Source organism: Acinetobacter sp. YH01022 (assembly GCF_013420235.1).
Taxonomy (GTDB): Bacteria; Pseudomonadota; Gammaproteobacteria; order Pseudomonadales; family Moraxellaceae; genus Acinetobacter.
The window spans coordinates 13,203-37,022 of the sequence record NZ_VOYP01000030.1 but is presented as its reverse complement, the minus strand read 5'-3'; the positions used below and the strand labels follow the sequence as shown (position 1 = coordinate 37,022).

At 42.6% G+C, this 23,820-nt stretch carries 25 protein-coding genes, 2 tRNA genes and 1 pseudogene; 10 read left to right on the top strand and 18 right to left on the bottom strand.

Features of this window, described 5'->3' with window-relative positions:
• Window positions 1–136 precede the first annotated feature (136 nt).
• The 3 genes and pseudogenes from FTT87_RS11365 to FTT87_RS11355 form a co-directional block, all read right to left on the bottom strand.
• A pseudogene (locus FTT87_RS11365) lies at window positions 137–622 on the bottom strand (histidine kinase); the annotation flags it as partial.
• Between the two features lie 96 nt (window positions 623–718).
• Window positions 719–1,582, bottom strand: coding sequence for an SAM-dependent methyltransferase TehB (gene tehB / locus FTT87_RS11360; RefSeq protein WP_180174882.1), 864 nt, complete (start codon window positions 1,580–1,582; stop codon window positions 719–721).
• A gap of 203 nt (window positions 1,583–1,785) precedes the next feature.
• The gene (locus FTT87_RS11355; protein ID WP_086197715.1) at window positions 1,786–2,058 is read right to left on the bottom strand and encodes a hypothetical protein; all 273 of its coding nucleotides are present in this window, start codon (window positions 2,056–2,058) and stop codon (window positions 1,786–1,788) included.
• A gap of 397 nt (window positions 2,059–2,455) precedes the next feature.
• Between FTT87_RS11355 and FTT87_RS11350 the strand changes: the two genes are divergently transcribed.
• Window positions 2,456–3,064: a hypothetical protein gene (locus tag FTT87_RS11350; RefSeq protein WP_166170687.1), complete on the top strand. Its 609-nt coding sequence runs from the start codon at window positions 2,456–2,458 to the stop codon at window positions 3,062–3,064.
• A 94-nt stretch (window positions 3,065–3,158) separates the two neighbouring features.
• Here FTT87_RS11350 and FTT87_RS11345 read toward each other — a convergent pair whose 3' ends face one another.
• From FTT87_RS11345 to FTT87_RS11320, 6 genes are all read right to left on the bottom strand, one after another.
• Window positions 3,159–3,689 carry a hypothetical protein gene (locus FTT87_RS11345; protein ID WP_180041987.1) on the bottom strand — a complete coding sequence of 177 codons (531 nt, stop codon included), beginning with the start codon at window positions 3,687–3,689 and terminating at the stop codon, window positions 3,159–3,161.
• Between the two features lie 271 nt (window positions 3,690–3,960).
• Window positions 3,961–4,695 (bottom strand): class I SAM-dependent methyltransferase, encoded by a 735-nt coding sequence (locus FTT87_RS11340; protein WP_166170688.1) that lies wholly within the window; start codon window positions 4,693–4,695, stop codon window positions 3,961–3,963.
• Window positions 4,696–5,020: 325 nt separating this feature from the next.
• On the bottom strand, window positions 5,021–5,521 hold the full coding sequence (locus tag FTT87_RS11335; RefSeq protein ID WP_225530211.1) for a hypothetical protein: 501 nt from the start codon (window positions 5,519–5,521) through the stop codon (window positions 5,021–5,023).
• Window positions 5,522–5,854: 333 nt separating this feature from the next.
• Window positions 5,855–5,930: transfer RNA gene (locus FTT87_RS11330), tRNA-Phe, on the bottom strand.
• A 135-nt stretch (window positions 5,931–6,065) separates the two neighbouring features.
• Window positions 6,066–6,141, bottom strand: a tRNA-Phe gene (locus tag FTT87_RS11325).
• Window positions 6,142–6,336: 195 nt separating this feature from the next.
• Entirely contained in the window at window positions 6,337–6,714 is a 378-nt protein-coding gene (locus FTT87_RS11320) for a GNAT family N-acetyltransferase (RefSeq protein WP_166170689.1), read from the bottom strand.
• Window positions 6,715–6,802: 88 nt separating this feature from the next.
• Here FTT87_RS11320 and hisB point away from each other — a divergent pair, with 88 nt between their 5' ends.
• The 5 genes from hisB (at window position 6,803) to FTT87_RS11295 (ending at window position 10,579) form a co-directional block, all read left to right on the top strand.
• Window positions 6,803–7,396, top strand: coding sequence for an imidazoleglycerol-phosphate dehydratase HisB (gene hisB / locus FTT87_RS11315; RefSeq protein ID WP_180174881.1), 594 nt, complete (start codon window positions 6,803–6,805; stop codon window positions 7,394–7,396).
• The gene (hisH, locus tag FTT87_RS11310; RefSeq protein WP_166170690.1) at window positions 7,396–8,013 is read left to right on the top strand and encodes an imidazole glycerol phosphate synthase subunit HisH; all 618 of its coding nucleotides are present in this window, start codon (window positions 7,396–7,398) and stop codon (window positions 8,011–8,013) included. Before hisB ends, hisH begins: the two co-directional genes overlap by 1 nt.
• Before the next feature lie 108 nt (window positions 8,014–8,121).
• Window positions 8,122–8,799 carry a 3'-5' exonuclease gene (locus FTT87_RS11305; RefSeq protein WP_180042038.1) on the top strand — a complete coding sequence of 226 codons (678 nt, stop codon included), beginning with the start codon at window positions 8,122–8,124 and terminating at the stop codon, window positions 8,797–8,799.
• 67 nt (window positions 8,800–8,866) lie between these two features.
• Window positions 8,867–9,598, top strand: coding sequence for a 1-(5-phosphoribosyl)-5-[(5-phosphoribosylamino)methylideneamino]imidazole-4-carboxamide isomerase (gene hisA / locus FTT87_RS11300; RefSeq protein WP_086197722.1), 732 nt, complete (start codon window positions 8,867–8,869; stop codon window positions 9,596–9,598).
• Window positions 9,599–9,676: 78 nt separating this feature from the next.
• Window positions 9,677–10,579, top strand: coding sequence for a DMT family transporter (locus tag FTT87_RS11295; protein ID WP_218948842.1), 903 nt, complete (start codon window positions 9,677–9,679; stop codon window positions 10,577–10,579).
• A gap of 184 nt (window positions 10,580–10,763) precedes the next feature.
• Here FTT87_RS11295 and FTT87_RS11290 read toward each other — a convergent pair whose 3' ends face one another.
• Both FTT87_RS11290 and FTT87_RS11285 read right to left on the bottom strand, forming a co-directional pair.
• A complete protein-coding gene (locus FTT87_RS11290; protein ID WP_166170694.1) occupies window positions 10,764–12,176 on the bottom strand; it encodes an FAD-binding oxidoreductase in 1,413 nt (470 codons plus the stop codon).
• Window positions 12,177–12,223: 47 nt separating this feature from the next.
• Entirely contained in the window at window positions 12,224–13,555 is a 1,332-nt protein-coding gene (locus tag FTT87_RS11285; RefSeq protein WP_180041985.1) for an APC family permease, read from the bottom strand.
• A gap of 96 nt (window positions 13,556–13,651) precedes the next feature.
• Here FTT87_RS11285 and FTT87_RS11280 point away from each other — a divergent pair, with 96 nt between their 5' ends.
• Window positions 13,652–14,011, top strand: a complete 360-nt coding sequence (locus tag FTT87_RS11280) for a helix-turn-helix domain-containing protein (protein ID WP_086197726.1) — start codon at window positions 13,652–13,654, stop codon at window positions 14,009–14,011.
• Between the two features lie 309 nt (window positions 14,012–14,320).
• Here FTT87_RS11280 and FTT87_RS11275 read toward each other — a convergent pair whose 3' ends face one another.
• The 3 genes from FTT87_RS11275 to FTT87_RS11265 are packed head-to-tail and all read right to left on the bottom strand — an operon-like array spanning window position 14,321 to window position 16,334.
• Window positions 14,321–14,713 carry a hypothetical protein gene (locus FTT87_RS11275; RefSeq protein WP_180174880.1) on the bottom strand — a complete coding sequence of 131 codons (393 nt, stop codon included), beginning with the start codon at window positions 14,711–14,713 and terminating at the stop codon, window positions 14,321–14,323.
• A gap of 32 nt (window positions 14,714–14,745) precedes the next feature.
• Window positions 14,746–15,369, bottom strand: a complete 624-nt coding sequence (locus FTT87_RS11270; protein ID WP_086197727.1) for a DUF1294 domain-containing protein — start codon at window positions 15,367–15,369, stop codon at window positions 14,746–14,748.
• A 14-nt stretch (window positions 15,370–15,383) separates the two neighbouring features.
• Complete coding sequence (locus FTT87_RS11265; protein WP_180081157.1) at window positions 15,384–16,334, bottom strand: homoserine kinase; 951 nt, start codon at window positions 16,332–16,334, stop codon at window positions 15,384–15,386.
• Window positions 16,335–16,444: 110 nt separating this feature from the next.
• Here FTT87_RS11265 and hisF point away from each other — a divergent pair, with 110 nt between their 5' ends.
• The gene (hisF, locus tag FTT87_RS11260; RefSeq protein ID WP_320159621.1) at window positions 16,445–17,206 is read left to right on the top strand and encodes an imidazole glycerol phosphate synthase subunit HisF; all 762 of its coding nucleotides are present in this window, start codon (window positions 16,445–16,447) and stop codon (window positions 17,204–17,206) included.
• 376 nt (window positions 17,207–17,582) lie between these two features.
• Here hisF and FTT87_RS11255 read toward each other — a convergent pair whose 3' ends face one another.
• Window positions 17,583–18,179 carry a hypothetical protein gene (locus FTT87_RS11255; RefSeq protein WP_180081158.1) on the bottom strand — a complete coding sequence of 199 codons (597 nt, stop codon included), beginning with the start codon at window positions 18,177–18,179 and terminating at the stop codon, window positions 17,583–17,585.
• A gap of 105 nt (window positions 18,180–18,284) precedes the next feature.
• Here FTT87_RS11255 and FTT87_RS11250 point away from each other — a divergent pair, with 105 nt between their 5' ends.
• On the top strand, window positions 18,285–19,286 hold the full coding sequence (locus FTT87_RS11250; protein ID WP_180081160.1) for an AraC family transcriptional regulator: 1,002 nt from the start codon (window positions 18,285–18,287) through the stop codon (window positions 19,284–19,286).
• Window positions 19,287–19,440: 154 nt separating this feature from the next.
• On the opposite strand, the gene FTT87_RS11245 is transcribed toward FTT87_RS11250, so the two are convergent.
• Both FTT87_RS11245 and FTT87_RS11240 read right to left on the bottom strand, forming a co-directional pair.
• Complete coding sequence (locus FTT87_RS11245; RefSeq protein ID WP_166170710.1) at window positions 19,441–19,686, bottom strand: hypothetical protein; 246 nt, start codon at window positions 19,684–19,686, stop codon at window positions 19,441–19,443.
• A gap of 69 nt (window positions 19,687–19,755) precedes the next feature.
• Window positions 19,756–20,865: a DNA/RNA non-specific endonuclease gene (locus FTT87_RS11240; RefSeq protein ID WP_180041976.1), complete on the bottom strand. Its 1,110-nt coding sequence runs from the start codon at window positions 20,863–20,865 to the stop codon at window positions 19,756–19,758.
• Window positions 20,866–21,120: 255 nt separating this feature from the next.
• Between FTT87_RS11240 and FTT87_RS11235 the strand changes: the two genes are divergently transcribed.
• Window positions 21,121–21,822 carry a hypothetical protein gene (locus tag FTT87_RS11235; RefSeq protein ID WP_180041974.1) on the top strand — a complete coding sequence of 234 codons (702 nt, stop codon included), beginning with the start codon at window positions 21,121–21,123 and terminating at the stop codon, window positions 21,820–21,822.
• Window positions 21,823–21,908: 86 nt separating this feature from the next.
• Here FTT87_RS11235 and FTT87_RS11230 read toward each other — a convergent pair whose 3' ends face one another.
• Entirely contained in the window at window positions 21,909–23,786 is a 1,878-nt protein-coding gene (locus tag FTT87_RS11230) for a potassium transporter Kup (RefSeq protein ID WP_180174879.1), read from the bottom strand.
• Between the last annotated feature and the right edge of the window lie 34 nt (window positions 23,787–23,820).

The window sequence follows — 23,820 nt, the reverse complement described above, 5'->3', positions numbered from 1 at the left end:
TAGACCTTTAGCCAATTCGGCAGCCATACTTTTGATTGTTGCTTCATCCATGTGAAGTACCTTTTGTAATTATCCTCTGAAGGATAAATGAAAATTAAGTACTTACACAAAATTTAGAACAGTCCCTTTATCGGGTGCGTCTAAACCATTCAGCAATAAGTTGTCTATATTTTTCCACCCCATCAAATGGATGATCTTCTGAACCTATAGCCCCAACCCAATCATTTGCTTCATAAGCTAAACAGAACTTATGCAAATCGTGTCCCTTATCATGAGCAATATTTTTAATCATATATTTGAATTCTTGACACTCATGAACATCTTTAGCAGATTTAGCATCCACCAACATCCCTATATCATGCCAATATGCTGCTTCTAAAATTAGCCACGTATCTGTCGCACTTAAAAGCTCAATATCTTTTCCAAGAATGCGTTCTATATTGACTAATATTTGTTGTGAATGTGAAGCATTATGATTGCTAAAATGCGGGTAGAAACCACCAATATTTTCTAGTGCTTTCCCAACAAGCTTTTGATCAAATTCCCATTGTGCAAACAGAATTGCTACGTTTCCATCTTCTTCACACTTCTTTTTTAAATGGGCTATTAACTTAGTACTCATAATGAATTCATTTATTTTGTAGTTAAGCCCATCCTAAACAATATTTACTTATTTTTTAAGTTCTTATAGCCAAAATAATTATAATCATTTTTGCATTTATATACGCTGCGCCAACAAGGTCGCAAAATGCTGTTTAATCCGGTTCCCCTGTGCATCTACCCGATGCAACTCACCGACATTTTCATTGTATTTCACAATTTTCCAGCCTTCATACAAAGCACTTAACTCCCCTTGCTTAAAGGCAAAAGGAAAGTCAGGTTGTGCTGGAATATCTGGCGTATCCATCGCACAGACAATCAGGTTAAAACCATTCACATTAGTCGCTTGTTGCATCTGGTTAATCAGAGGTTTCACTGTGTGAGCTTGTAAAAACATCATCACCACTGTACAACAAATAAAGTCATAACGACCTGTAATGCTTTCATCTGCATTTAAATCACGCTGCTGTACATGAATATTATCAATCTGCTCACTCTGAATAATCTGCCTTAACTTTTGCAGGCTGTTTTCATTGACATCCCAGGCATCCACCTCAAAACCATGCTGACTTAAATACAGTGCATTACGCCCCTGCCCGCAGCCGACATCCAGGGCACGGCCACCTTGCAAATACGGCGTAGCAGCCAGAATTTCCGAGTGCGTGGGTGAAAGCTGATACTTTTTAGTGAAGTAATCCTGTGGCAGACAGTAAAACCGTAGCTGACATTGCACATCATCACTGGCAGAAACAATTTTATGCCACGCCTGCGGTTCAATAAACGGAGGCTGCTGCTCTGGGCTAAACACATGCTCAGACTGTACGGCTCCCGATTCATCCAGCATGGCAAAATGCAGCTCCCCCTTGAATACCGTCAGCTTTGCCCAAGTACCGGCTTTGGTATTGTGCTGGTTTTTAAAACCTTGCGGGATACTCTGCTGTGTCCAGACAGGAAGTTCTTTATAACAAATAAGCTGTTGCATAAAAGACTGCGCTCCAAAGCATCGGTGGTCGAGCTGAAATTAATCAGTTGATGATCTATGTTTTTAGCATAGCCCGTTCCACAGCAGATTGAAATAAGCCAGCGACATACCATTCAGGCAAACTAAAAACCATATAGAAAAGCAAAAAACTGCCCGATACGGACAGTCTTTTGGGAAACTTTAAAAAGCGAGATAAATATTTTTTAATGCAGCAGTTGTTCGCGCAACCATTCCATATATTTTTCTTGGTCCATAAAGTCGGGGGCACTACCGGTGTCCAGACTGTAATACTGCTGATTGAATTGAATCACAATCTGCTCGGTATGATGCCAGTCTTCAATCATTTTAAAGTATTGATTGAAGAAAAAACGGTTTTTACCCCAATTGTTCAGGCTTTCCAGTTTTGGGTATTTTTTATTTTCAACAAATTCACTGTATACATGCTGAATATCATCAAAAACGTGTAGGGTTTTCATGACTCACCTGCCTAGATTTTATAATGTGACCTTTGCAACGGTTTTAATCTAGCAACCGAATTTGAATAACAAATGACAGTCTTATTGCAAAACTGTCATGTTTAAAAAGATGAAACGCAGATATTCAACGGCATGATCGCTTTGCCGGGAAAAACGCAAGAAAAACAAATCATGTGCTCATCAAAAATATCCATTTCTCTTTAATTTAACCCGGACCCAACTAAAAACTTAAAAGCAATGTAACTCACCTGCAACATCATGTTATCCATCTGTAATTTTAGTTGAATATTCACACAATTAGGCCCAACTAACGTGTTCCCTTTTAAAAAATGAATCGCCCTAGCATTAATATAACCAGTACAAAAAACCTCTTAATTCTCACGATTGAGTAATTCCCATGAATATGATTAAAACTGCTATCACTATCGCTGTAGTTGCAGGTACAACCTCTGCTATGGCTGCTACTGCTGTAGAAACCACGCCAGCTGCCAAGGTTGCCGCATTAAAAGCACAAGTAAAAGCAGACACCATTCAAACCGCAAGCACTGTTAAAGCAGCAGCTGCTACAACAAAAGAAAATGTTGAGCTTAAAAGCAAAACTGCTGCACATAAAACTGTCGCTGCCAAAAATGCAACTGTAGCCAAAACAGCTAAGCTAAAAGATGCCACTGTTGCTAAAACCGTAGTAGCAAAAGAAAAAGCTGTCGTTGCCACTCAAACTGCCGCTCACAAAACAGAAGCCGCTAAAGATGCCGCTGTAGCTAAAACTGTAGCAACTAAAGACGCAGCTGTAGCAAAAGCGGTGGAAGCGAAAGACGCAACTGTTGCTAAAACTGTTCAAGTAACAGATGCCACTGCTGCTAAAACTGTCGCTGCAAAAGATGCAACTGTAGCCAAAACAGCTGAAGTAAAAGAAAGCGTTGCTGAAAAAGCAGATGCTGCTAAAACTGAAGTCAAAGCTGAGAAAAAAGGCTTCTTCTCTTGGTTTAAAAAATCTGCGGCTTAATCTGCATCGCGCATTTTAACCGTAAAAAGGATGCCATTCATGAGCATCCTTTTTTAGTTAGCGTGAAAAAGATGGTGATCCACATACTGCCCAACTAGCGAATAGCATTATTCGGTGTATTGGTTCGCTGTTGTTGCAACTGTCTGATGATGTCATTTTGTGAGGTATTTTCCAGAATACCCAAGGAAAGTTGCTCTCTAGCGATTTGTACATTGACTGCTCTACGGTCTATCCCAAAAGGTGCAAGAATAATATACAGACCTTCTCGTGGATCAGGTGACTGCAAACCGCGGGCAATCGCCAGAACATATTGCTGCAATACCCATGGCAAGCTGTTGATGTCTGGCATAGGTGCTTCAGGAACTAGATCGATGGTCATCAACATAGTGGGGTCAACCACAAAATTTTGTGTATCTAGCTGGATCTGCATAATTCTATGTTGCAAAACTCGCTCTCTTTGAGGATCTTCACGATATTCAATAACTCGCGTGGTTTCAGCGCTTAACTTGGAGTCTGTTAAGGGGATTAATCCGGTAGTATCCGTTATATCGGCAAAAGCAGAGGAAATAGAAAAGCTTGCGGTAATCATGACAATTGCGCAGGATAAATTTTTTAGCAGCTTCATGGCAGTTCTACTCAACAATGAATTGAAGTAAATAAACAACCGTCGACAGCTATAATTGTATAGTTTATGCGCCTTTCAGCCACTTGCCCCGGACCAGTGGTCTTGCAAGACATTCTAACTTTCGTTAAAAAACCGGTTCATTTCACCTACTGAAAAAACATCAAATCTGCGTCTATAAAAAAGTGCTGTGCTGAACCATGTTTCTATAAATCAGATTTTTATCTTCTCCTGCTTAGGCTGCCCTGCTGACATAAAAATTCCGTCATAATCTTTATTTTTCTCGCATTCCGACGCGCAAAAGTACAGGAAATGTTACATCTAAGTATTCTGGTCCTGCTTGCAAAACCTCTGAAATCGGCTGCAGCGGGTCATCCGTGTTGTGGTCGTGATAATGCTTGAGCGCCGACCAGGTGTTTAAATAACTGATCAGCTGCTGCGGAGTCCATCGATATTCCAGGCGCAGCTCTGGAACTGCCTGCTCATAAAAAGGAAACGGAATGGTTTGATACAGCTCATCAATATAACGGCGTTCACGATCCCAATACTCTTTTAAGGTTTCAGCATACAGCTGCTGAACCAAGGCATTGATTGCCGCATCCTGAACCTGAATGAGACCATAGCCAATAACCGCCAGTACCCCTTGAGGTTTAAGCACCCGTTTGACTTCTTTATAGAATGCATCGAAATCAAACCAGTGAATCGCTTGTGCCACCGTCACCAAATCGACGGAGTGCTCCGGAATCGTGGTCTGCTCTGCCACCTGTAGCTGATAGCTGACATTTTCAAAATAAGGGGCCTGCTGTAATTGCGCTGCGCTAATATCAGTCGCCACCACATGCTCGAAATACGGTGCCAGAAGCTGGGTAAACTGCCCCGAACCGGCACCACAATCCCAGGCAAAAGTTCGTTCAGGTACATGCTTTAAAATTTCCTGGACAATTTCTGCAGAATAAGCCGGACGGGCCTGTTTATAGCGCAAGCTGTCATCAGAAAACAGATCTTTCATTTAACGATGCTCATAATATTTATAAATTTAATCAATGACCTGATCAATTCTAAAACTGGTCTGGGCAATGAGCACCCGCTGATCATTCAATTGATAATATTTAACATCGTATGGAGCCAATTTCCAGCTCTGGGCAGGATTAAAACTGACCCGGTGGTTCCCGACTGGCTGAGCATATAACGGAGTAATGATCTCTGAAGAACATGACTAGCTCACAGGCTGAAAACAGCCCCAATTTTCAACTGCGCAGGCATTTGCCACTTTCTCGCGGCGGCAAATATAGGCTTCGCTGGCAAAGCTAAGGATTTTTTCAAAAGAAAAATGATTACTTTTTCGGTGTCGGTAGCTCAGGTACAGAAAAATTATTTATAGAATGTTCAATCGTACCAATGCTGACATTTTTCAGGTCGAGCTGTATATGCATATCACGATCGATGGGCTGCATACTGTTGCTATTGCTACGATCAATATGCTGCATACTGTTGCTACGGTTTATACCAAAGGGTTGCAACATAATATACAAGCCTTGTGTAGGATCACTCGACTGTAAACCCTGAGCAATACTCAATACATACTGTTGTAGAAAGGGCGATAACGAATTTAGGTCGGGTTGTGCTTGTAAGGGCTGAATTTCCAGATTGGCAACCACATGGCTGTCGATCATAAAGTTTTGTGCTTCACGTGAATTACGAATAACTTGATGCTGTAAAGCACGGAGATTTTTTTCATCATTCTGATACGGCACAATCCCGGTTTCTGTACGTAACTCTGGCTCGGCCAGTACGTGCAGGGTGGGTAAGGTCACCGCGTCATCCGCGTGGACCATCATGCTCCATGGACAGCCCAATATCAGCAGCAAAGGATATATTTTTATAAATTTCATAAACTTGTCTCGCAACGTAATTTCAGGACAATGCAGTTTTACACCATGCAAGAAAAAAATTTTTCACTGCAACCGTATACGTTTTATAGCCTACCTGAAAATCAATTTTGGCTCACCTTGACTCGGATAAACGGTCTTTTTCACTTTCTTAAATCTATTATGGGTATGCAATTTTTCTTGGAATTTTAATGCGCTTTGCATGTAATTATAATTCTCTATGACCAACCTAGAGGCGAAAAAAAAAACCTCAAACAGTGTTTGAGGTTTTTTTGAATATGGTGGCGAGACCCAGGATCGAACTGGGGACACACGGATTTTCAATCCGTTGCTCTACCTACTGAGCTATCACGCCGATGCGGTGTATTAAGCCGTATCTGTTCTCAATAGTCAATATAATTCATGACATTTTTATTTAATCGAATATTTTTTACCCAAAAAAAATCCCTGATGGGATCAGGGATTGAAATCTTGAAATAGATTTTAAATATGGTGGCGAGACCCAGGATCGAACTGGGGACACACGGATTTTCAATCCGTTGCTCTACCTACTGAGCTATCACGCCGATGTCGCGTATTAAACAGTTTAAGTGTTTTTCAGTCAAGCAGGTTTTTAGCTTTTTCAAGCAAGTGCTTACTTTTAAGGCAAATTGATGTTTATTTGCTTATTTTTTATTTAAAATTCAATGGATCATCTAAGCCAGCATTATTTTCAGGCATAAAAAAACAGCACCATGGCTGCTTTTTTATTTTTATCAGGCTTAAATTTTTTCCAGATGTGCCAGACAGCGATGAATGGCTCCACAGCCCGGTTCAAACCTCTTCACGCCTTTTTCTTCTTCCATTCGGCACACTTCACTGACCAGTCGTTCTGCGACTCCACGTCCACGGTTAGCTGGATGGACCACAATATTTTCCAGCGTCCGGCTTTCCCCCTGCCCGGTACACCAAATTGCCCCAATCAGTTTAGTATTAAATTCTGCTGTGTAAACTAAGGTATACTGAGCCAAGTTTTGCTCTAGTTGTTCAATGGCATCCTGCCCATCCCCAAATTCCGGGCTGGTGTCATACAGTCGCTCAAGCTGGCTGCGCACTTCGTCATTTTCTAGTGAAGTATAAGCATGTACGGTAATAGGCATTGATTAACCCTCCTGAGCAATCTAATATGCGATAATTTCGTCATCGCGAAAAAAACATTTTACATCATCGTTTTTGAGGAACGTGTCTATGACGCAACGTATCAGTGAAGTGGTAAGAAACACTAACGAAACCAAAATCCGAGTTCGTGTGAATCTTGATGGTACAGGTCAAGGCACTCTCAATACAGGTGTTCCATTTTTAGATCATATGATTGATCAAATCAAGCGACACGGCTTATTTGACATTGATATTCATTGTGATGGTGACCTGAAAATTGATGACCATCACACCGTAGAAGACTGTGGTATCACTCTAGGTCAGGCATTTGCCCAAGCCCTGGGTGATAAAAAAGGCCTACGTCGTTATGGTCACTTCTATGCCCCACTGGATGAATCTTTAAGCCGTGTTGTGGTTGATTTATCTGGTCGTCCGGGCTTGTGGATGGATATTCCATTCACTCGCGCACGTATTGGCAGCTTTGATGTTGATCTATTCTCTGAATTTTTTCAAGGTTTTGTGAATCACGCCTTAATGACCCTGCACATTGATAACCTGAAAGGCAAAAACAGCCATCACCAGATCGAAAGCGTATTTAAAGCATTTGCCCGCGCACTCCGTATGGCCTGTGAAGTCGATCCACGTGCAGAAAATACTGTTGCTTCAACCAAAGGTACTTTGTAATGACCCGTATTGCCCTTCTTGACTATGGTATGGGAAATTTACACTCCGCAGCCAAAGCCCTGGAACATGTCGGCGCAACTGTAGATGTTACCAATGATCCCAAACTGATTGCCCAAGCCGATAAAATCGTCTTTCCGGGTGTCGGTGCCATGCGTGACTGTATGCAAGGCATGCATGAAGCAGGTATTGATGAAGTGGTACGCCATGCCGTATTCAATAAGCCTGTGCTGGCGATCTGTGTCGGCATGCAAGCCTTAATGCAACACTCGGAAGAAAATGGCGGTTCAGATGCGCTAGGTATTTTTGCCGGTGAAGTAAAGCGTTTCCCGGATATGGCCGGTTTAAAAGTGCCACACATGGGCTGGAACCAGGTGCATCAGGCAGACCCAAGCCATCCAATGTGGAAAGACATTGAACAGGATGCGCGTTTCTATTTCGTGCATAGTTTCTATGTTGAACCTGAAGACAAGAGCATTGTGGCAGCCACCTGTGACTATGGTTTAGAGTTCTGTACGGCGCTGCATAAAGAAAACCTGTTCGCTACCCAGTTCCATCCGGAAAAGAGTCATACTGCCGGTTTGCAGTTACTGAAAAACTTTGTGGAATGGGATATCTAAGGCTCTTCCAACTTATTTTAAAAAGCCCAGTTTCGACTGGGCTTTTATTTTGCCTAAAATACGAAAAGCGATTAAGCTGAATACAAACCAAGAAAACTATTGATGATTATGGAAGAGCAACTGCTTTACACCCTGCCCGGCAAAGAACAAATTCAGGCCTTCCCTTTATTTAAAAACCTTCCGATGCAACAGATTCAGGTAATTCACAGCCTGGAACAATGTCATGCTTTGGAAGCAGAATTAACACACTATGCTGTTCTGGGTTTTGACAGCGAATCCAAACCCACCTTTGAAAAGGGCGAAGTTGCAACCGGACCGCATCTGATTCAGCTGGCGACCTTGGACAAAGCCTACCTGTTCCAAATGAATGATGAGATTTGGGAATTTTTAAAGCCGATTTTTGCCAGCCGTGACCAGATTAAAGTTGGCTTTGGCTTAAAAAATGATGCCCATCTATTCCGTAAAAAAGGTATTGAACTAAACAGTGTGATTGAACTGTCGAAATGCTTTTCTGCTTTTGGCTTTACCAATCCAATGGGACTGAAAAATGCCATGGCACTTCTATTTCAGGTGAACTTTCCCAAAAGTAAAAAAACCAGCACCTCGAACTGGGCACGTAAAACGCTGACTCCTCAGCAGATTGACTATGCGGCTGCCGATGCCTATGCCCCGGTTTTAGTGTTTGAAGAATTACTGCGCTTAGGCTTGCTGCCCAAACATATTCCCAATACCACATTAAAGTTACGCATTCGCCCCAACAAAATAAAAGCTGCAACTCATGCTTAGAGATTTGCCAATACTTTGCTAAGATGGAACACAATGAATTCAATAAGATTGGGCAAGGAGCGAAAGCATGCTGATCATCCCTGCAATTGACCTGAAAGATGGCAAATGTGTCCGTTTAAAACAAGGCCGTATGGAAGACGATACCGTATTCTCTGACGATCCGGTTGCAACTGCACAGCATTGGGTCAATGAAGGCGCACGTCGCTTGCATTTGGTGGATTTAAACGGCGCTTTCGCAGGTACACCGATTCATAAACCTGTGGTTGAAGCCATTGCCAAAGCACAACCAGAGCTGCCAATTCAAATTGGTGGTGGTATCCGTTCACTGGAAACCATTGAACATTATCTGGATGCCGGTGTGTCTTTTGTGATTATCGGGACCAAAGCAGTTCAAAATCCTGAGTTTGTGGAAGAAGCATGCAAGAAATTTGCCGGCCACATCATTGTCGGTATCGATGCCATGAATGGCATGGTGGCAACCGATGGCTGGGCCAATGTCACAGATGTAAAAGCGACTGACCTTGCAAAACGTTTTGCTGATGCTGGCGTATCAAGCATTGTCTATACCGACATTGCACGTGACGGTATGATGCAGGGTGTAAACATCGAGCAAACTGTTAACTTGGCGACTTATTCAGGTCTTCCTGTGATTGCCTCTGGTGGTGTGACCAATCTGGATGATGTCCGTAACTTGAAAGGCCAGCCGGGCATTTTAGGTGCCATTACCGGTCGCGCCATTTACGAAGGCACACTGAACCTTCGTGAAGCGCAATTACTGTTAGATGAACAATCACTTTAATTCCGTGATGTATCTCCAAGAGGTCTTCGGACCTCTTTTTTATTTCTGATATTTTTAAAAATCACTTCCTGTGTAAGCATGTCCTATTTTCCCTCTTGCCTGAAAGCCAAAGCACCGCAACTTGCCTTAATTTTAATTACCCTGGTTTGGGGTGGCTCGTTTATCACCGTGCAATATAGCTTAAACTTTGCCAGCCCGATGTTTTTCGTCGGTTGCCGTTTTGCTGCTGCCATGTTGTTTGTCAGCCTGTTTTCCTGGAAGGATTTAACCGCAATCCAACTGAAAGAAATTGCCGCAGGAGCTGTCATTGGTCTGGTGATTGCGCTGGGTTATGGCACGCAAACCATTGGACTACAAAGCATCAGCAGCAGTGAATCGGCTTTTTTAACCGCGCTGTATGTACCTCTGGTGCCGATTCTTTTATGGCTATTGTTCCGTAAAACCCCGCAATTCATGACCTGGTGTGGCACAGTGCTGGCCTTTTTAGGTCTGGTCTTTTTAACCGGAAATGGGTTTGGTGCAATCCAGCTGAGCTTTGGTCAGATCATTACCCTCTTGGGTTCAGTCGCTATTGCGATGGAAATTATTCTGATCGGATTTTTTGCCGGTAAAGTCAATGTCCGCCGTGTCACCGTGATTCAACTCGGCTTTGCCTCGATTTTTGCTTTTTGCATGATGCCTTTGGCTGGTGAAAGCTGGAATCCAGTTTTTTCCTGGCCTCTGGTGATCATTTTAACTGGCTTAGGTTTTGCTAGTGCCGCCATTCAACTGGTGATGAACTGGGCACAACGTGCAGTCGACCCTGCGCAAGCTGCCATCATCTATTCCGGTGAGCCAGTTTGGGCAGCTTTAATTGGTCGTATTGCGGGGGAGCGTTTGCCCTTACTGGCCATCCTTGGTGGGGTGTTGGTGGTTTTAGGGGTCATTGTCAGTGAATGGAAACCGAAGTTTTTGAAGAAAAATAAAGAAGTGAATCCTTAAAAGATCTCTTTCTGCTGAATATTTCTCTAAAGAAAATTCCTCATCTTCCAGGAGCGGTTAGGAAAGGTTAATTTCAAGAGCACGAGAAATTCGAATTTTTCACTGAAAATATTGCCCTCTCCCCAATCCTCTCCCACAGGGAGGGGAAGAATCATTATCGGTTTTTGTGGAAGGAAAGAGATATTTAAAACGACACCATCTTCCCCGGATTAATCAACGCACCCAATCCATAGGCGCTTTTTGCTACCGGAATGACCACGGGTGCCAGTGCACGACCAAACAGAATATCCTGATGATGAATACGGGTCAGCATATTAAAGTCATCCGCTTTGCCACAGAAATCATCAGCAATCGCCTTACCGATACGTACCGTTTGCGCCACGCCATGACCGCTCCAGCCCTGTACGGCATAGATGGGGAATTTGTTACCAAACTTACGGCTATCTGCCGCGCCATTCATGGTCAGGTCAGTGGTTCCACTCCAGACAAAATCCAGCTCGACACTTTTTAACTGCGGAAATACATGTTGAATCCGGCCCAATAAATACTGATGGGTTTTTTCAGGATTCCAGCATGAACCTGTCCCCTCCCCACCAAACAGCAAGCGGTTTTGCGATACACCACGATAATAGTCGATCTGGAATTGCGTATCATAGACAGGTGCATCTGTTGGTAATAATTCTTTTAAATCAAATTCTAATGGAGCTGTGGTACAGACATAGGTATAGAACGGAATCGTGGTCTGATTATTCTTTTGCAGCAACTTAAAGGAGGCATGATGCACCCCCATCACCACACTTTTACGGGCTTTGATCACGCCACTGGTGGTGGTCACATAAATACCATCTTCCCGTTCTTCTACTACAGTGACTTCAGTTTGCTCATAGACTTTGCCGCCATTTTTACAGAAACCATAAATGAGACCGCGGTTTAAAGCCAGGGGATGAATATGTCCACCCAGAGCATCCAGCAAACCACCACAATAATTGTCAGAGGCAATGTGTTCTTTCAGCTCATGCTTGCCCACTACTTGAGTATGGGCCTCACCCAAAAACTTGCGTGCATCGGCACCTTGAGTTAAACCAACCAGATGCCCTTCATGTACGGCAGCGGTGATATGGCCACGTTTACGCTGCAAGTCCAGATTGTATTGGTCTGCAATCGAATCAATTAAGGACATCGCTTCGGTTGAGGTAAAGTGCCAGAGTTTTTTGGCATCTGCATAACTGAAATGTTCAATCATTTCTGCCGCTTCCCAACGTGCCAAGCCTGGGGTCAATTGCCCGCCATTTCTTCCAGAAGCCGCACTGCCAATCCGGTTTTTCTCGACCAGAACCGTCTCCACCCCCTGCTCAGACAGATGTAAGGCCGTCGAAGCACCCAGCAAGCCGCCACCAATCACCACCACATCACATTCAATATCGGCACTCAAGGCATCAAACTGGTGCCATTGTTCCAGTGAACTTTCATAGTAATTCGCAGGATGCCCAAATGCACCATGCTTTGGATTAATCCAGTTCCATTCCTTGCCACTTTGCTGGTTTATGCTGGCTTTAAATTCTACGTCATTTAAAAATACTGGCTTTTGTATATTCATGTTCACTCTTCCCATCTTCAATTCATTTCAAAATTTGCGGCAATCTTTTAGTAGGCATTGCCAATCACAATGTTTTGCTTTTTCAGTTTTTTGTACAGGAAGATCACAATCCCGACAGACAGCCAGCCACAACCAAACAACAGTGCGGAACGCTCCAGGTTGAACCATAAACACATGATCACGCCGACCGAAATAAACGGTAAAATCAGGTTTAAAAAGATATTTTTCATCCCGTGGCGTTGCTGCTCACGGACATAGAATTTGACGAAAACTGAAAAATTGACTGCGGTAAAGGCAATCAAGGCCCCGAAACTAATCATGCTCACCACAGTTGCCAGGTCAAGGGCGATGGCCGTCAGAGAAATCAAACCAACCAACAGTACTGCATAAAGCGGTGTACCTAATTTGCTGTGAACTTGCCCAAAAGTTTCTTTATGAAAAATACCATCTTTACCCATAATATGAATCAGACGGGATGCACTGGCATGGGTTGCCAGACCTGAAGCAAAGGTATTCATAATTTGTGCACACAAAAATACCGACTGGAACAATGCTCCACCGACATACAGCACAATTTCAGGCAAGGCTTCATCCGGGTTGTTAAAACGGACATTGCTTGGAAAATAGAGTTGAATAAACCAGGATGCCGTCAGGAAAATGATACCGCCTGACAGTGTAGTGAGCATCACCGCACGTGGAATGGTTCGTTTCGGATCTTGAGTTTCATGCGACATGGTGGTCACCGCATCAAAGCCCAGAAATGAAAAGCACAGGATGGATGCCCCTGCAATCAAGGGTAGGATGGAGCTGTCACCATTAAATAACGGCGCAAGAGTCAACACATGCTCATAACCTTGTCCCTCACCTACACCGCGAATCACCAGATAGATGAATAGCACCATCAGTAATAAAGGTGCGATCACAAAGACCAGACTGAGATTGGCAAGAAAATTAATGCGGAAACAGTTAATGAGTGTGACCAGGCCTGCAAACAGCGTGACCCACATCCAGTAAGGTACGCTGGGAATAACCGCTTCCAGATAAATCCCGGCCAACAAGGCATTCACTAAAGGCAGCAAGATGTAGTCGAGCAAGGAACACCAGCCCACAAAGAAGCCAGCTTTGGCTCCACAAGATTCTGCGGTGTAGGTATAGGCAGAACCGGGTTTTTCAGTTTGCCGGCTAAAGCGTGCATAGCTAAATGCAGTCAGCAGCATCGCCACCAAGGCAAAAATATAAGCCAAGGGTACCCGGCCATCGGTGATTCCGGACACAATACCAAAAGTATCAAACACCACCATTGGGGTCATATAGGCCACACCAAGGATGACGACTTGCCATAACGACATTTTTTTGAAAGAGACTTGTGTTTTCTCCATAGCTGTCACCTGAACATTATTTATTTGAGTTATTTGTTCATTTGCAACGACTATGCCATATAATAAAAAATAAATATTTAATCCTGGTACGAGTAAATGCCAAAGTACAGTCTAGAAACTCGAAAAGCAGCCATTCAAATGTATAAAAAAACTGATTACAAAGTTGCAGTATGCAAAGAATTTAACATTTCTCGTGTGACACTGGATGCATGGATCAAGCTGGAAGAAGAAACCGGAGACTTACTGCCAAAACCGGCAAAAAACCGCGGTGCACCGAGTCATATTAAAGACTGGGATGAATTTCAAGTGTTTGTAAAAAATACAAAATTTAAGAATATTAGCGACCTTGTAATATTATTTGAGCAACGTTTTGGCTACGCAGTTTCGTATGCAGTTTTGGTGCGCGCAATTCATGTTTTAGGACTACGCCGCCGTCGCGGTCGATTTTATTCTTAAGCCTAAAACCAGTCTAAATTAAAATAAAAAAAGAAATTAAATTTATATAAATAACTGTACATTAATGTAAAGTTATTTTATTAAAAATGTAAACTATAAATATTAAAAAAGTAAAACTATTAAAATAAAAAAGTAAATTTTAAATATTAAAAAAGTAAAGTAAATTAACTAAAAAAGTATGCTATAAAAATTAAAAAGGTAAACTGATTTTTTACAAAAGAATTAAATTAATGCATCTGTTTAAACAGATGATTCATTATAGCGCATAAAAAAGGTGGCTATTGCCACCTTCATTTTTTAGATCTGTTGTTATTGATACATAGGCTGATTGTCATTCAGACAGATAATACCGCGAATAGCACGATAGACAATCCAGATCCAGGAAATGCCTATCACCAGCAAACAAAATGCACTTGCGCCTAAGGCAACCCCAGTAAATACATCCATGTTTTCACCGGTAAAAAACAGGAAAATAAAAGGAATAAAGGCAATCAGGTTCCAAAACAGATACCACCAGAAGGACCGGATTTGCCAGCTAAAATGGCTTTCAAAAATGGAACCCCGTACATCATTGCGTTTAATGTAGTTAATCACAAGTGCAATTACAGCAAGCAAACCACCGGTGAAAATGGCAATAATGTACAGGATATAAAGAATTAAAGTCAGGGTACGGTTGGGATCTTGATCGATAGAATAATTCATTATTATACCTTTTAAGTAATCGTTCCCCCCTTTTAAAATTTCAACACATTAAAAGGAGAAATCAGCCATAAAATCAAAAGTATGTTCAAGGCTATAGTACAAAAATAAATTTTTCTAAAGGGTTGTTTTTGTGTTTTATGACGCAGCTTTTCCTGAGCCAGCCATGCCGTAGGCCAGCCGCCTAGAAAAGATAACAGATGCAGGGTTTGCTCGGGTACGCGGCGATTACCTTGCAAGGCAGCTTCTTTATCTTGAGCGTACATCCAGTAAGTGATGGCATTAATGATGCTAATAAATAACAGCACCATGCCACTTAATAAACCCGCTATAGTAAACACGGCCAGAGCCAAAATATAACCGATACAGGCAATTTGCATCGGTTTTAATTTTTGTGCCGGTTGCTTGGAAAGCTTTGGTTTGCTCACATTTTTTTTTGTTTGTGACGCTTTAAGATAAGTCACCTGCTGGGCACGATAACGTCCATCTCCATCCAGCAAGACCGTATATTCAAGCGCACAACCCACAATCGGACGGGGCCCTTGACGGGCAAAATCCTTGATATGTAAAAACACGCGATCTTTCGAGGCATCATTGGGCTGAATAAAACCATAGCCTTTTTCATCAAACCATTCGACCAATCGCCCCTGATCACGCATTTTTATATCCTATATCAAGCCGTCACAAATTTTAGTCGTTCTACCAGCATATTACGCATTTCCAAAGGATTTTTCTGAAGAATATCATCTCCTGTACGTCCTTGCTGTGCATTTTTTTGTGCGACTTGTAAACGCATCAGCCAAAACCGTGCTGCCGCCATGGCCAGATAAATTTCCAGACAGGATTTTTCATCCTGAGTCAGGGGGCGCACCGTTTCATAGGCTTCTAAAAAGGCTTGGGCTTTCGCTTCATTTAAATACACCTCGGGATATTCGGTACAGAAGTCATTTAAGGTAATGGCAATATCAAACAGGAATTCATCTTTGTTTAACTCGTAAAAATCCAGGATTCCTTTCAATTCATTGCCTTCAAACAAGGTATTGTCACGGAACAAATCGGAATGAATAAAGCCTTTGGGACGGTTTGGATAGACGGCAGTGAGCGCGTCATAAAGCCCCAGCACTTCACTAAGTAGAATAGAATCGGCAGGATTTAGAGTCGGTTTTAATTCTTTCGCCACTTGCAGCCAGTAATTGTGGTTACGATATTCGGCCCGTTCCAGTGGAAAACCCTGTAAGGCAATATGGATTTTCGCCTGAGCCACAGCAATGGCCTGTGCCTGTTCCAAAGTTGCTGGCATGGGATGCTTGCCCATCATGCGTGGTGCTATCTGCGCAGGCTTATTTTTTAAAGGATGAATAGCCTGCCCTGTATAATTTAACGGTACAGGCACGGCTAAACCTTGCTGACCTAAATGCTCCAGTACCGGAACCAGTTCTGCTGCACCCTGCTCATCCATTTCTTCAAATACGGTCAGCACATACTGCTTTGCATTTTCACAGACTAAAAAATAGTTGGTATTCTGAATCCCGCCTTGAATCGGAATCAGCTCCAGCACCTCTAATCCATAAGGTGCTGCAAACGCCTGAACTTCCTGTAAAGTCAAAGTGGTATAAACCGACATAGAAAACCTGCAAAAAAACTTACATAATTTTGATAGAATACCTGCTACAACTACCAAGGTGTAGCACCTTCGTGGCGAAGTTTCATAATCGGCTGTTATTTTTGGAAAAAATTATGCTTGCTAAACGTATTATTCCTTGCCTTGACGTAGATAATGGTCGAGTGGTGAAAGGCGTACAGTTCCTTGATATTCGTGATGCAGGCGATCCGGTCGAAGTAGCACGCCGTTATAATGAACAGGGTGCCGATGAAATTACCTTCCTGGACATTACTGCCACCTCCAGCGGTCGCGATACCACTTACCGTACTGTTGAACGCATGGCAGAAAGTGTCTTTGTTCCCCTAACTGTAGGCGGCGGTGTACGCAAGGTGGAAGATATCCGCCTGTTGCTGAATGCCGGTGCCGATAAAGTCAGCATTAACTCGGCTGCAGTATTTAACCCGGAATTTGTTCAAGAGGCTTCGCAACGCTTTGGTGCCCAATGTATTGTAGTTGCGATTGATGCCAAGAAAACCGGCGACAATAAATGGGAAATTTTCACCCATGGTGGCCGTAAACCGACCGGCATTGATGCGATTGAATGGGCAGTCAAAATGGCCGATTACGGTGCGGGCGAACTGTTAATTACCTCTATGGATGCCGATGGCACCAAAGCCGGTTATGACCTGGCCTTAATGCGTAACATCAATGACCGTGTCACCATTCCAACTATTGCTTCTGGTGGCGTGGGTAACTTGCAGCATTTGGCTGATGGTATTCTTAAGGGTGGTGCAGATGCAGTACTTGCAGCTTCTATTTTCCACTTTGGTCAATACACCATTCAGGAAGCCAAACAGTATCTGGCTGCACAAGGGATTGAAATGCGTCTCTAAGAAGTGACACGAGTTAATCTAAAAAGAGTGGTCCTTTCCACTCTTTTTTATTTATAGACCAGCTCTGAAATCAGACCCGCATAAAAAGTGCAGATAAAAAAAGGGAGTCTTGAAGACTCCCTATAAACCAAGAAAACTACAGCGCGGTTTCTTGAAAAGAAAAACAGTAAAATGACATATACAGTGACTCGTCAACTTAACTGGGCCAGCCTGATTGCGAAAACAAATATATAACAAATAATAATAAAAACATTGACTATTAATACCGAAAATATTGACAAATTACGACAAGATCTCGGCAGTCGTGTCTTCTAGCTATTTTATCGCGCAATATCTTCCTGATCGATAAAACTTACACTTCATTCTAAAAAAATAACTAATTACCCTGTTTTTCCACCCATTTCGCCGGAAAATAACGCTCGGTTATACCGTTCAACAGATTTGAAACTATGTCGGGCAGCAAAATTCCTAAGGGATTTTCCTCCTGCAATTCTGGGGCTGAAATCACCCGAGTTCCCAAAACATAATCAAACCAGGGTTTGGTCACGCACCAGTTAGCATCCTGATTGGAATTCATATGATGATCATAATGCCAGGGAATTTTTTTCATGGCCCACTCTGGCTCTAAATGGGCACGGCGGTGAATATAATAATAATTACAGGCACTATATACCGTAGACAGTGCCATGCCTTTGGAGACCGGATAAAATAGCGTGCCAAAAACGCCCGCAACCACAGTCAGTGAAATAATTTCATTTTTAGTGCGCCAATTGGCAAGACCTTCGACATAGCCATGGTCATGAAATGCCGTTTTTCTGACTTCACGATGATGCTCCCAATGTGATTTCATGCTGTCTGGCACCGGACTATAACGCGGCTTTCCACTGCGATGTGTGCCATGCAAAATATATTTGTGTGCGATCCATTCAAAGCCATTGGCCACCACCAAACCCAACAAGAAACCTTTCCACATTATCGCTTTCTCCCTATTCTGTATTGAATATAGGCAATGAAATGTGCTAAATATTGACCTTAAAATAAAACTTCATTGACAAATTACGACAATAAAAAGATCAATATGCATCAGTTTAAAGATTACACAGGCTCTGTATATGGCGGACTTGGGCATTTACTTTATGCCTATAGTCAGGCCAAAGGCTTAGCCATTTCTGAAAAACTTGAACAAGTTCAGAACTTGGAACGCTTTGACTTTTGTCTTTGGCGCGAATTACTGACCGATGTAGATCAGCATTTAAAAATTCCTGCACTCGGCTTAGAGATTGCCGAATATGTACAACCCAAACATCTCGGCATCATTGCCTATATTGCCCTGTCCTGTAATACCTTAGGTGAAGCTTTGTATCGTTATCATGACCTGCATCGTTTGATCTATGATGGCAGCCCCTTACAAGCCGACATGCTAGGGGATTATTTGGCCATTGGCTGGGGAAGTGTTCCTTTTCATCTGACCACTCAAGTCAGCAATGAAATCGCAATTGCCGTGATGTTTCAGTTCCTGAAACATTCTATGGAATTTGAAGATATTCATATTCATGAGGTTCACTTTACCCATCCGGCACCCAAGAATGTCGCGTTATACGAACAGTATTTCCATTGCAAAGTCCGTTTTTCTCAGCCTGTGGCGCAAATTATTTTACCAGTTGCCGAGCTCGCCAAGCCTTTTCGTCAAGGAGACCAAACCCTGCAACATTTGCTGATGCAGCAAGCTCAGGCACTCCTGGATAAACTTCCGAATTCCACCCAATTAGATGAACGTCTGCAACAAGCTATTCTCACCGGACTGCAAAAAAACCTGTATCAAATCGAACCGATTACCAAGCAGCTCAGTATGTCGGTACGGCAATTGCAACGCCATTTACAACAACAAGGCACCACCTATCAGCAGCGTATGCAAGAAGTACGACATTTATTGGCAGAGCAATATTTAAAAGATCGGCATCTCAGCCTGCAAGAAATTGCCTTATTGCTGAGTTATTCCGAACAAAGTGCCTTCCAGCGTGCTTTTAAAAAGTGGACAGGCATGACACCGCAGCAATGGCGACAACAACAATATGCATAAATTTACCTTCAAATCATTAAGTAAATGTCATATCTATTCAGCATGTTATGATTAATCAACCAGCAATTTCCCGATTAATATCAAATATCCTGAAGAATAAAAAAGCTCACGTCGGTGAGCTTTTTTTATGTTCCATGTGAAACATAAGCACTGCTTATAAAAATGGATTTTCAATTTCCTGTTCATTCTGACGGTCAATTTTTTCCGGAAGATGAGCTTCATTTTCCAAAGCACTGACCACAGCATTGACAAAAGCCTGCAAGGCTTTCGCTGCCTGAAGCCCGGCCTGATCTTTGGTCAGCTGTAAATTGCCATAAATACTGACACAGTCTTCTTGATTTTCTAAGGTGAGGTCGTGAATGGCATGCGATTCGGTACCATTTTCAAAAGGCTTGAACATTGTATTCTCACTGCTCTTTGTTGTTATTAAAAAGGTAGGATGACGACTTTCATCCTACCTAAAAAAGGCTTATTTCAACAACTGTAAAATGTACTGCAAAAGCCCTTCAATCAACTGTTTAATAATTGCATCTTGAGTATTTGAACCGTTCGTTGCTGCACTGCCATTATTCTCTTGTGCAGGGGTTAAATTTGCTGAACTTGCGGAGGAAGATTTAAACTTTTTCTGCAAAGCGTTAAGCTCATCTGCACTGACTTCTTCGGCACATTGGCTTTCTGCATCCCAATGTGAATAGGCAATTTTCTGAGTTGCTTTCACTGCACTTGCCTTTAGTGGCAAATTGTAAGTATTGCGCTTCTGGTCTTCGGTTAACTGGGGAAAAATATTAATTCCTGTCAGATCTTCCAGAGCACAGATACTGATCACCTGCACTTTCGGTGCAGTATTTTTCAGGGTATTGTCGGCATAGTACACCCCTGCTGCCCCTGTTTTTGGGATATAGATGGCTTTATAGGTCGCTGTTGGAACAATCACCCCATTACCAATTGTCTTCAATTTTTTAGCTGAATACACCGGTCCCGTTACAATATAGACATCCTGCTTCTGCTTGGTCACGATCGCACGAGTCGCTTCTTCCAGCTCTCGCCAAACCTGCTGATTATTCTTCGGAGCTTGCGGCACCATATTGGCTAATGAGAAACTGTCAAACTGCGCATCTTTATTCGGCATATCGGCATTGGGTGCCATGTGTCCGCGGTCATAGCCCGAAGCTTTATAGTCTGCCAAGGTCGCTCGATATTCTGTCTTTAGACGTGTTTCTTCATGGAAATTGTCTTCACGTGGAATTTTATGGCTCAAGCGTTGTGGCGTCAGGGCTTCTGCCACCCATAAAGGTGTTTTCGATACCCCCGAATACATCACGTTAAAGCCATTAAAGCACAGCGGAAAAGTATTTTTAGTCAGGCTTTTTTTGGCCAGATACGGCGGAATATCGCGGTAAAACTGATCCAGACAGGCCGAGTTGGAGACTGATGGCAATGAAATCAGCTGTTGAATTCTTTCTTGTCCAAAGGCAATTGCAAAACTACTGGTTGCAACTACTCCCAAGATAATTTTTAAACTATTCCGCTTTAAAATTTGCATTACAGATTGACCCGTTTTACCTTTCTTGACTGCCATTTTGAGACCAACCCTCATTTTTCACGAGCTTAACAAGCAGTGAAAATGAAGTATATGTAGCAAATTTTATTTGCTTAACAATTAGCCTAAAACTGTTCAACAAAAGCACAGTTGTTGTAACAGTCTGTCTCATTTTCTAAAGCTTTTCTAACCAGTCTTAAGAGCTTTACGTATGTTTGATTGAAAAACCGATGCTGCTTATGACAAGGTAAAAATACGCAAAAAATCTGAATAATGATTGCTACGGAGTATTTTATGCATTTTAAGCTTTTAGGTTTAAGTCTGGTTACAGGAATGATGAGTGCAACGGCATTCGCAGAACCAGCCATTCAACCGGGCGATACCTTAGAAAGTCTATCTAAAGTCAAAGTAAGCACTGCAGTAAATGGTCAGGCAGGTTCGATTGAAGAATTAGTGGCTAGCGGTCAAATCCGCATTGTGGATGCAGGTCAAGTTGCTACCAAGGCAAATGCAGCGAGTTCTGAAACCGCAGCACAAGCCAGATCAGCTTCAGATGCAACTGTGGCACAAAGCTCAGAGATAAATACAGCAGCACAAGTTGATTCATCTAGCGCACAAGCAAATGAATCTGCTATTGAGCAAACAGCTCAGGCTGTATCTGACCATGTAGATCAGATACAACAGAATAGCGAATTAGCTGCACAACAGGCGGAACAAGGTTCAGATCAACAGATTGCAACTGCGCCGGTCAATCAATCTGCTGCTGATGCACAAGTCAATGCAGCAAATATGCCTCAAGCAGAACTAAGCAATGAATCTGCGGCTGCCGCACCAGCAAATCATGTTGAGACCACTGCAACCCAGGAAGCCTTTGCAGCCACTCCTGAAGCAACACAGCCAGATGATGCAGTACAAGCAGCACCAGAAGCTGCTGTAATCGATGCTCCGGTAAAGGTCTCTCCTGAAGTACCAATGACAGAGGCAACAGAGAACTAATCACGCTCTTTTTCAGGCTTTCATCCTCCAAATAAAAAACCAAGGATTTTCCACCTTGGTTTTTTATTGTCTATACGATCTGAAACTTAGATTTCGATTTGACTGCCTAATTCAACCACACGATTGGGAGGAATCCGATAAAAGTCACTCACCGGACTGGTATTGCGCTGCATCGAAATAAACAGCTTTTCGCGCCAAGAGGCCATACCGTCACCCACTGTACTAATAATTCGTTCACGCGAAACAAAGAAGCTGATTTGCATCAAATTATATTCAAGTTCAATCGATTGGTAGACCGCTTCGAGTGCCTGCGGAATATTCATCTCATCTTTAAAACCGTAAAACAGTTCAACCCGATAAAAATGGCGATTCATCATTTCTACTTGGAAGCGATCCTGATCAGCGACGTAAGGAACATCTTGAATTTTAACCGTCAAAATAATATTTTTCTGATGCAAGACCTTATTGTGCTTCATATTATGCAACATGGCATGCGGCACCACGGTGGGAGTACCCGTGAGAAATATAGCTTCCCCTTCTACCCAATTGGCTTGCTCATCGATACTTTGCACGAATATATCTAAAGGTAAGGTATCTTGCTGGAGCTTGGCGAAGGTCAGTTCACGCCCTTCTTTCCATGTCATTAATAGAAGGAAAGCAATTCCACCTATCAACAGTGGAACCCATCCCCCAGAGAATACTTTGAGTGAGGTTGCGCTTACCAATACCAAGTCCAATACCAAGAATGGAGTAATCAGCAGCATCAGTTTCGGTAGGTTCCATTTCCATGTGTAACGAATAAACACAGCAATCAGTAAGGTGTCACATAACATGGTCATGGTCACAGCCAGACCATAAGCATGAGATAAGCGTGAACTGGTTTGGAAAATCAAGATCAGTACAATAATAGAGGCCAGTAAAACCCAGTTCAGTAAAGGCACATAGATTTGTCCCTGTTCTGAGTCTGAGGTGTGTTTAATGGTTAGTCGTGGTAAATAACCCAATTGAATGGCTTGACGTGCTAAAGAGAACACCCCTGAAATAACAGCTTGAGAGGCAATGACCGCGGCCATCGTTGCCAAGAAAATCATGGGGTATAGAGCCCATTCAGGTACCAACAAATAGAATGGATTTTGAATTGCACTTGGATCGCGAAGTAATAATGCCCCCTGACCTGCATAGTTAATTAACAAACAAGGTAACACCACAAAAAACCATGCCAAGCGAATAGGAACAGGACCAAAATGGCCCATATCGGCATACAGGGCTTCCCCGCCTGTCACGGTCAGTACGACCGCACCCATAATAAAGAAGGTCATTAAGGGATTAGTAACAATAAAATGGAAAGCCCAATGTGGACTAAACATCCCCAAAACCACAGGAGTCTGAATAATGCTGGAGATTCCCAAGAATCCGAGTGCTAAAAACCATAATAAAGTTAATGGACCAAAAAACTTGCCCACAAAGGCTGTTCCATACTTTTGCATGATGAACAATATGGTCACAATCGTCATGGCGATTGGTACAATATAAGGGTCTAAAACATTTGTAGCGATAGAAAGCCCTTCAACTGCAGATAACACTGAAATTGCAGGGGTAATGATGCCATCCCCAAAAAACAGGGAAGCACCAATAAAGCCTATCGCGATTAACAGCAACTTTTTTTGATCACTAAAATTTGTATTACGCAAATTTAGGGCCAACAACGCCATAATTCCGCCTTCGCCATTGTTATCTGCACGCATAACAATCGCGACATATTTAATGGTAATGACCAGTGTCATGGTCCAAAAAATAATCGACAAAATACCCAATACATTTTCAGGGTTAATCCCCAAGCCATGTACTGTATGGAATGATTCTTTCAGCGCATAGAGTGGACTGGTTCCAATATCTCCAAACACAACCCCTAATGCTGCCAGAGTAATCGCGGGCAATGCGGCTTTTTGTGCAGTACTTTGCATATTTCGTCTTCGTTTTGAACACTATTTTTTCGCA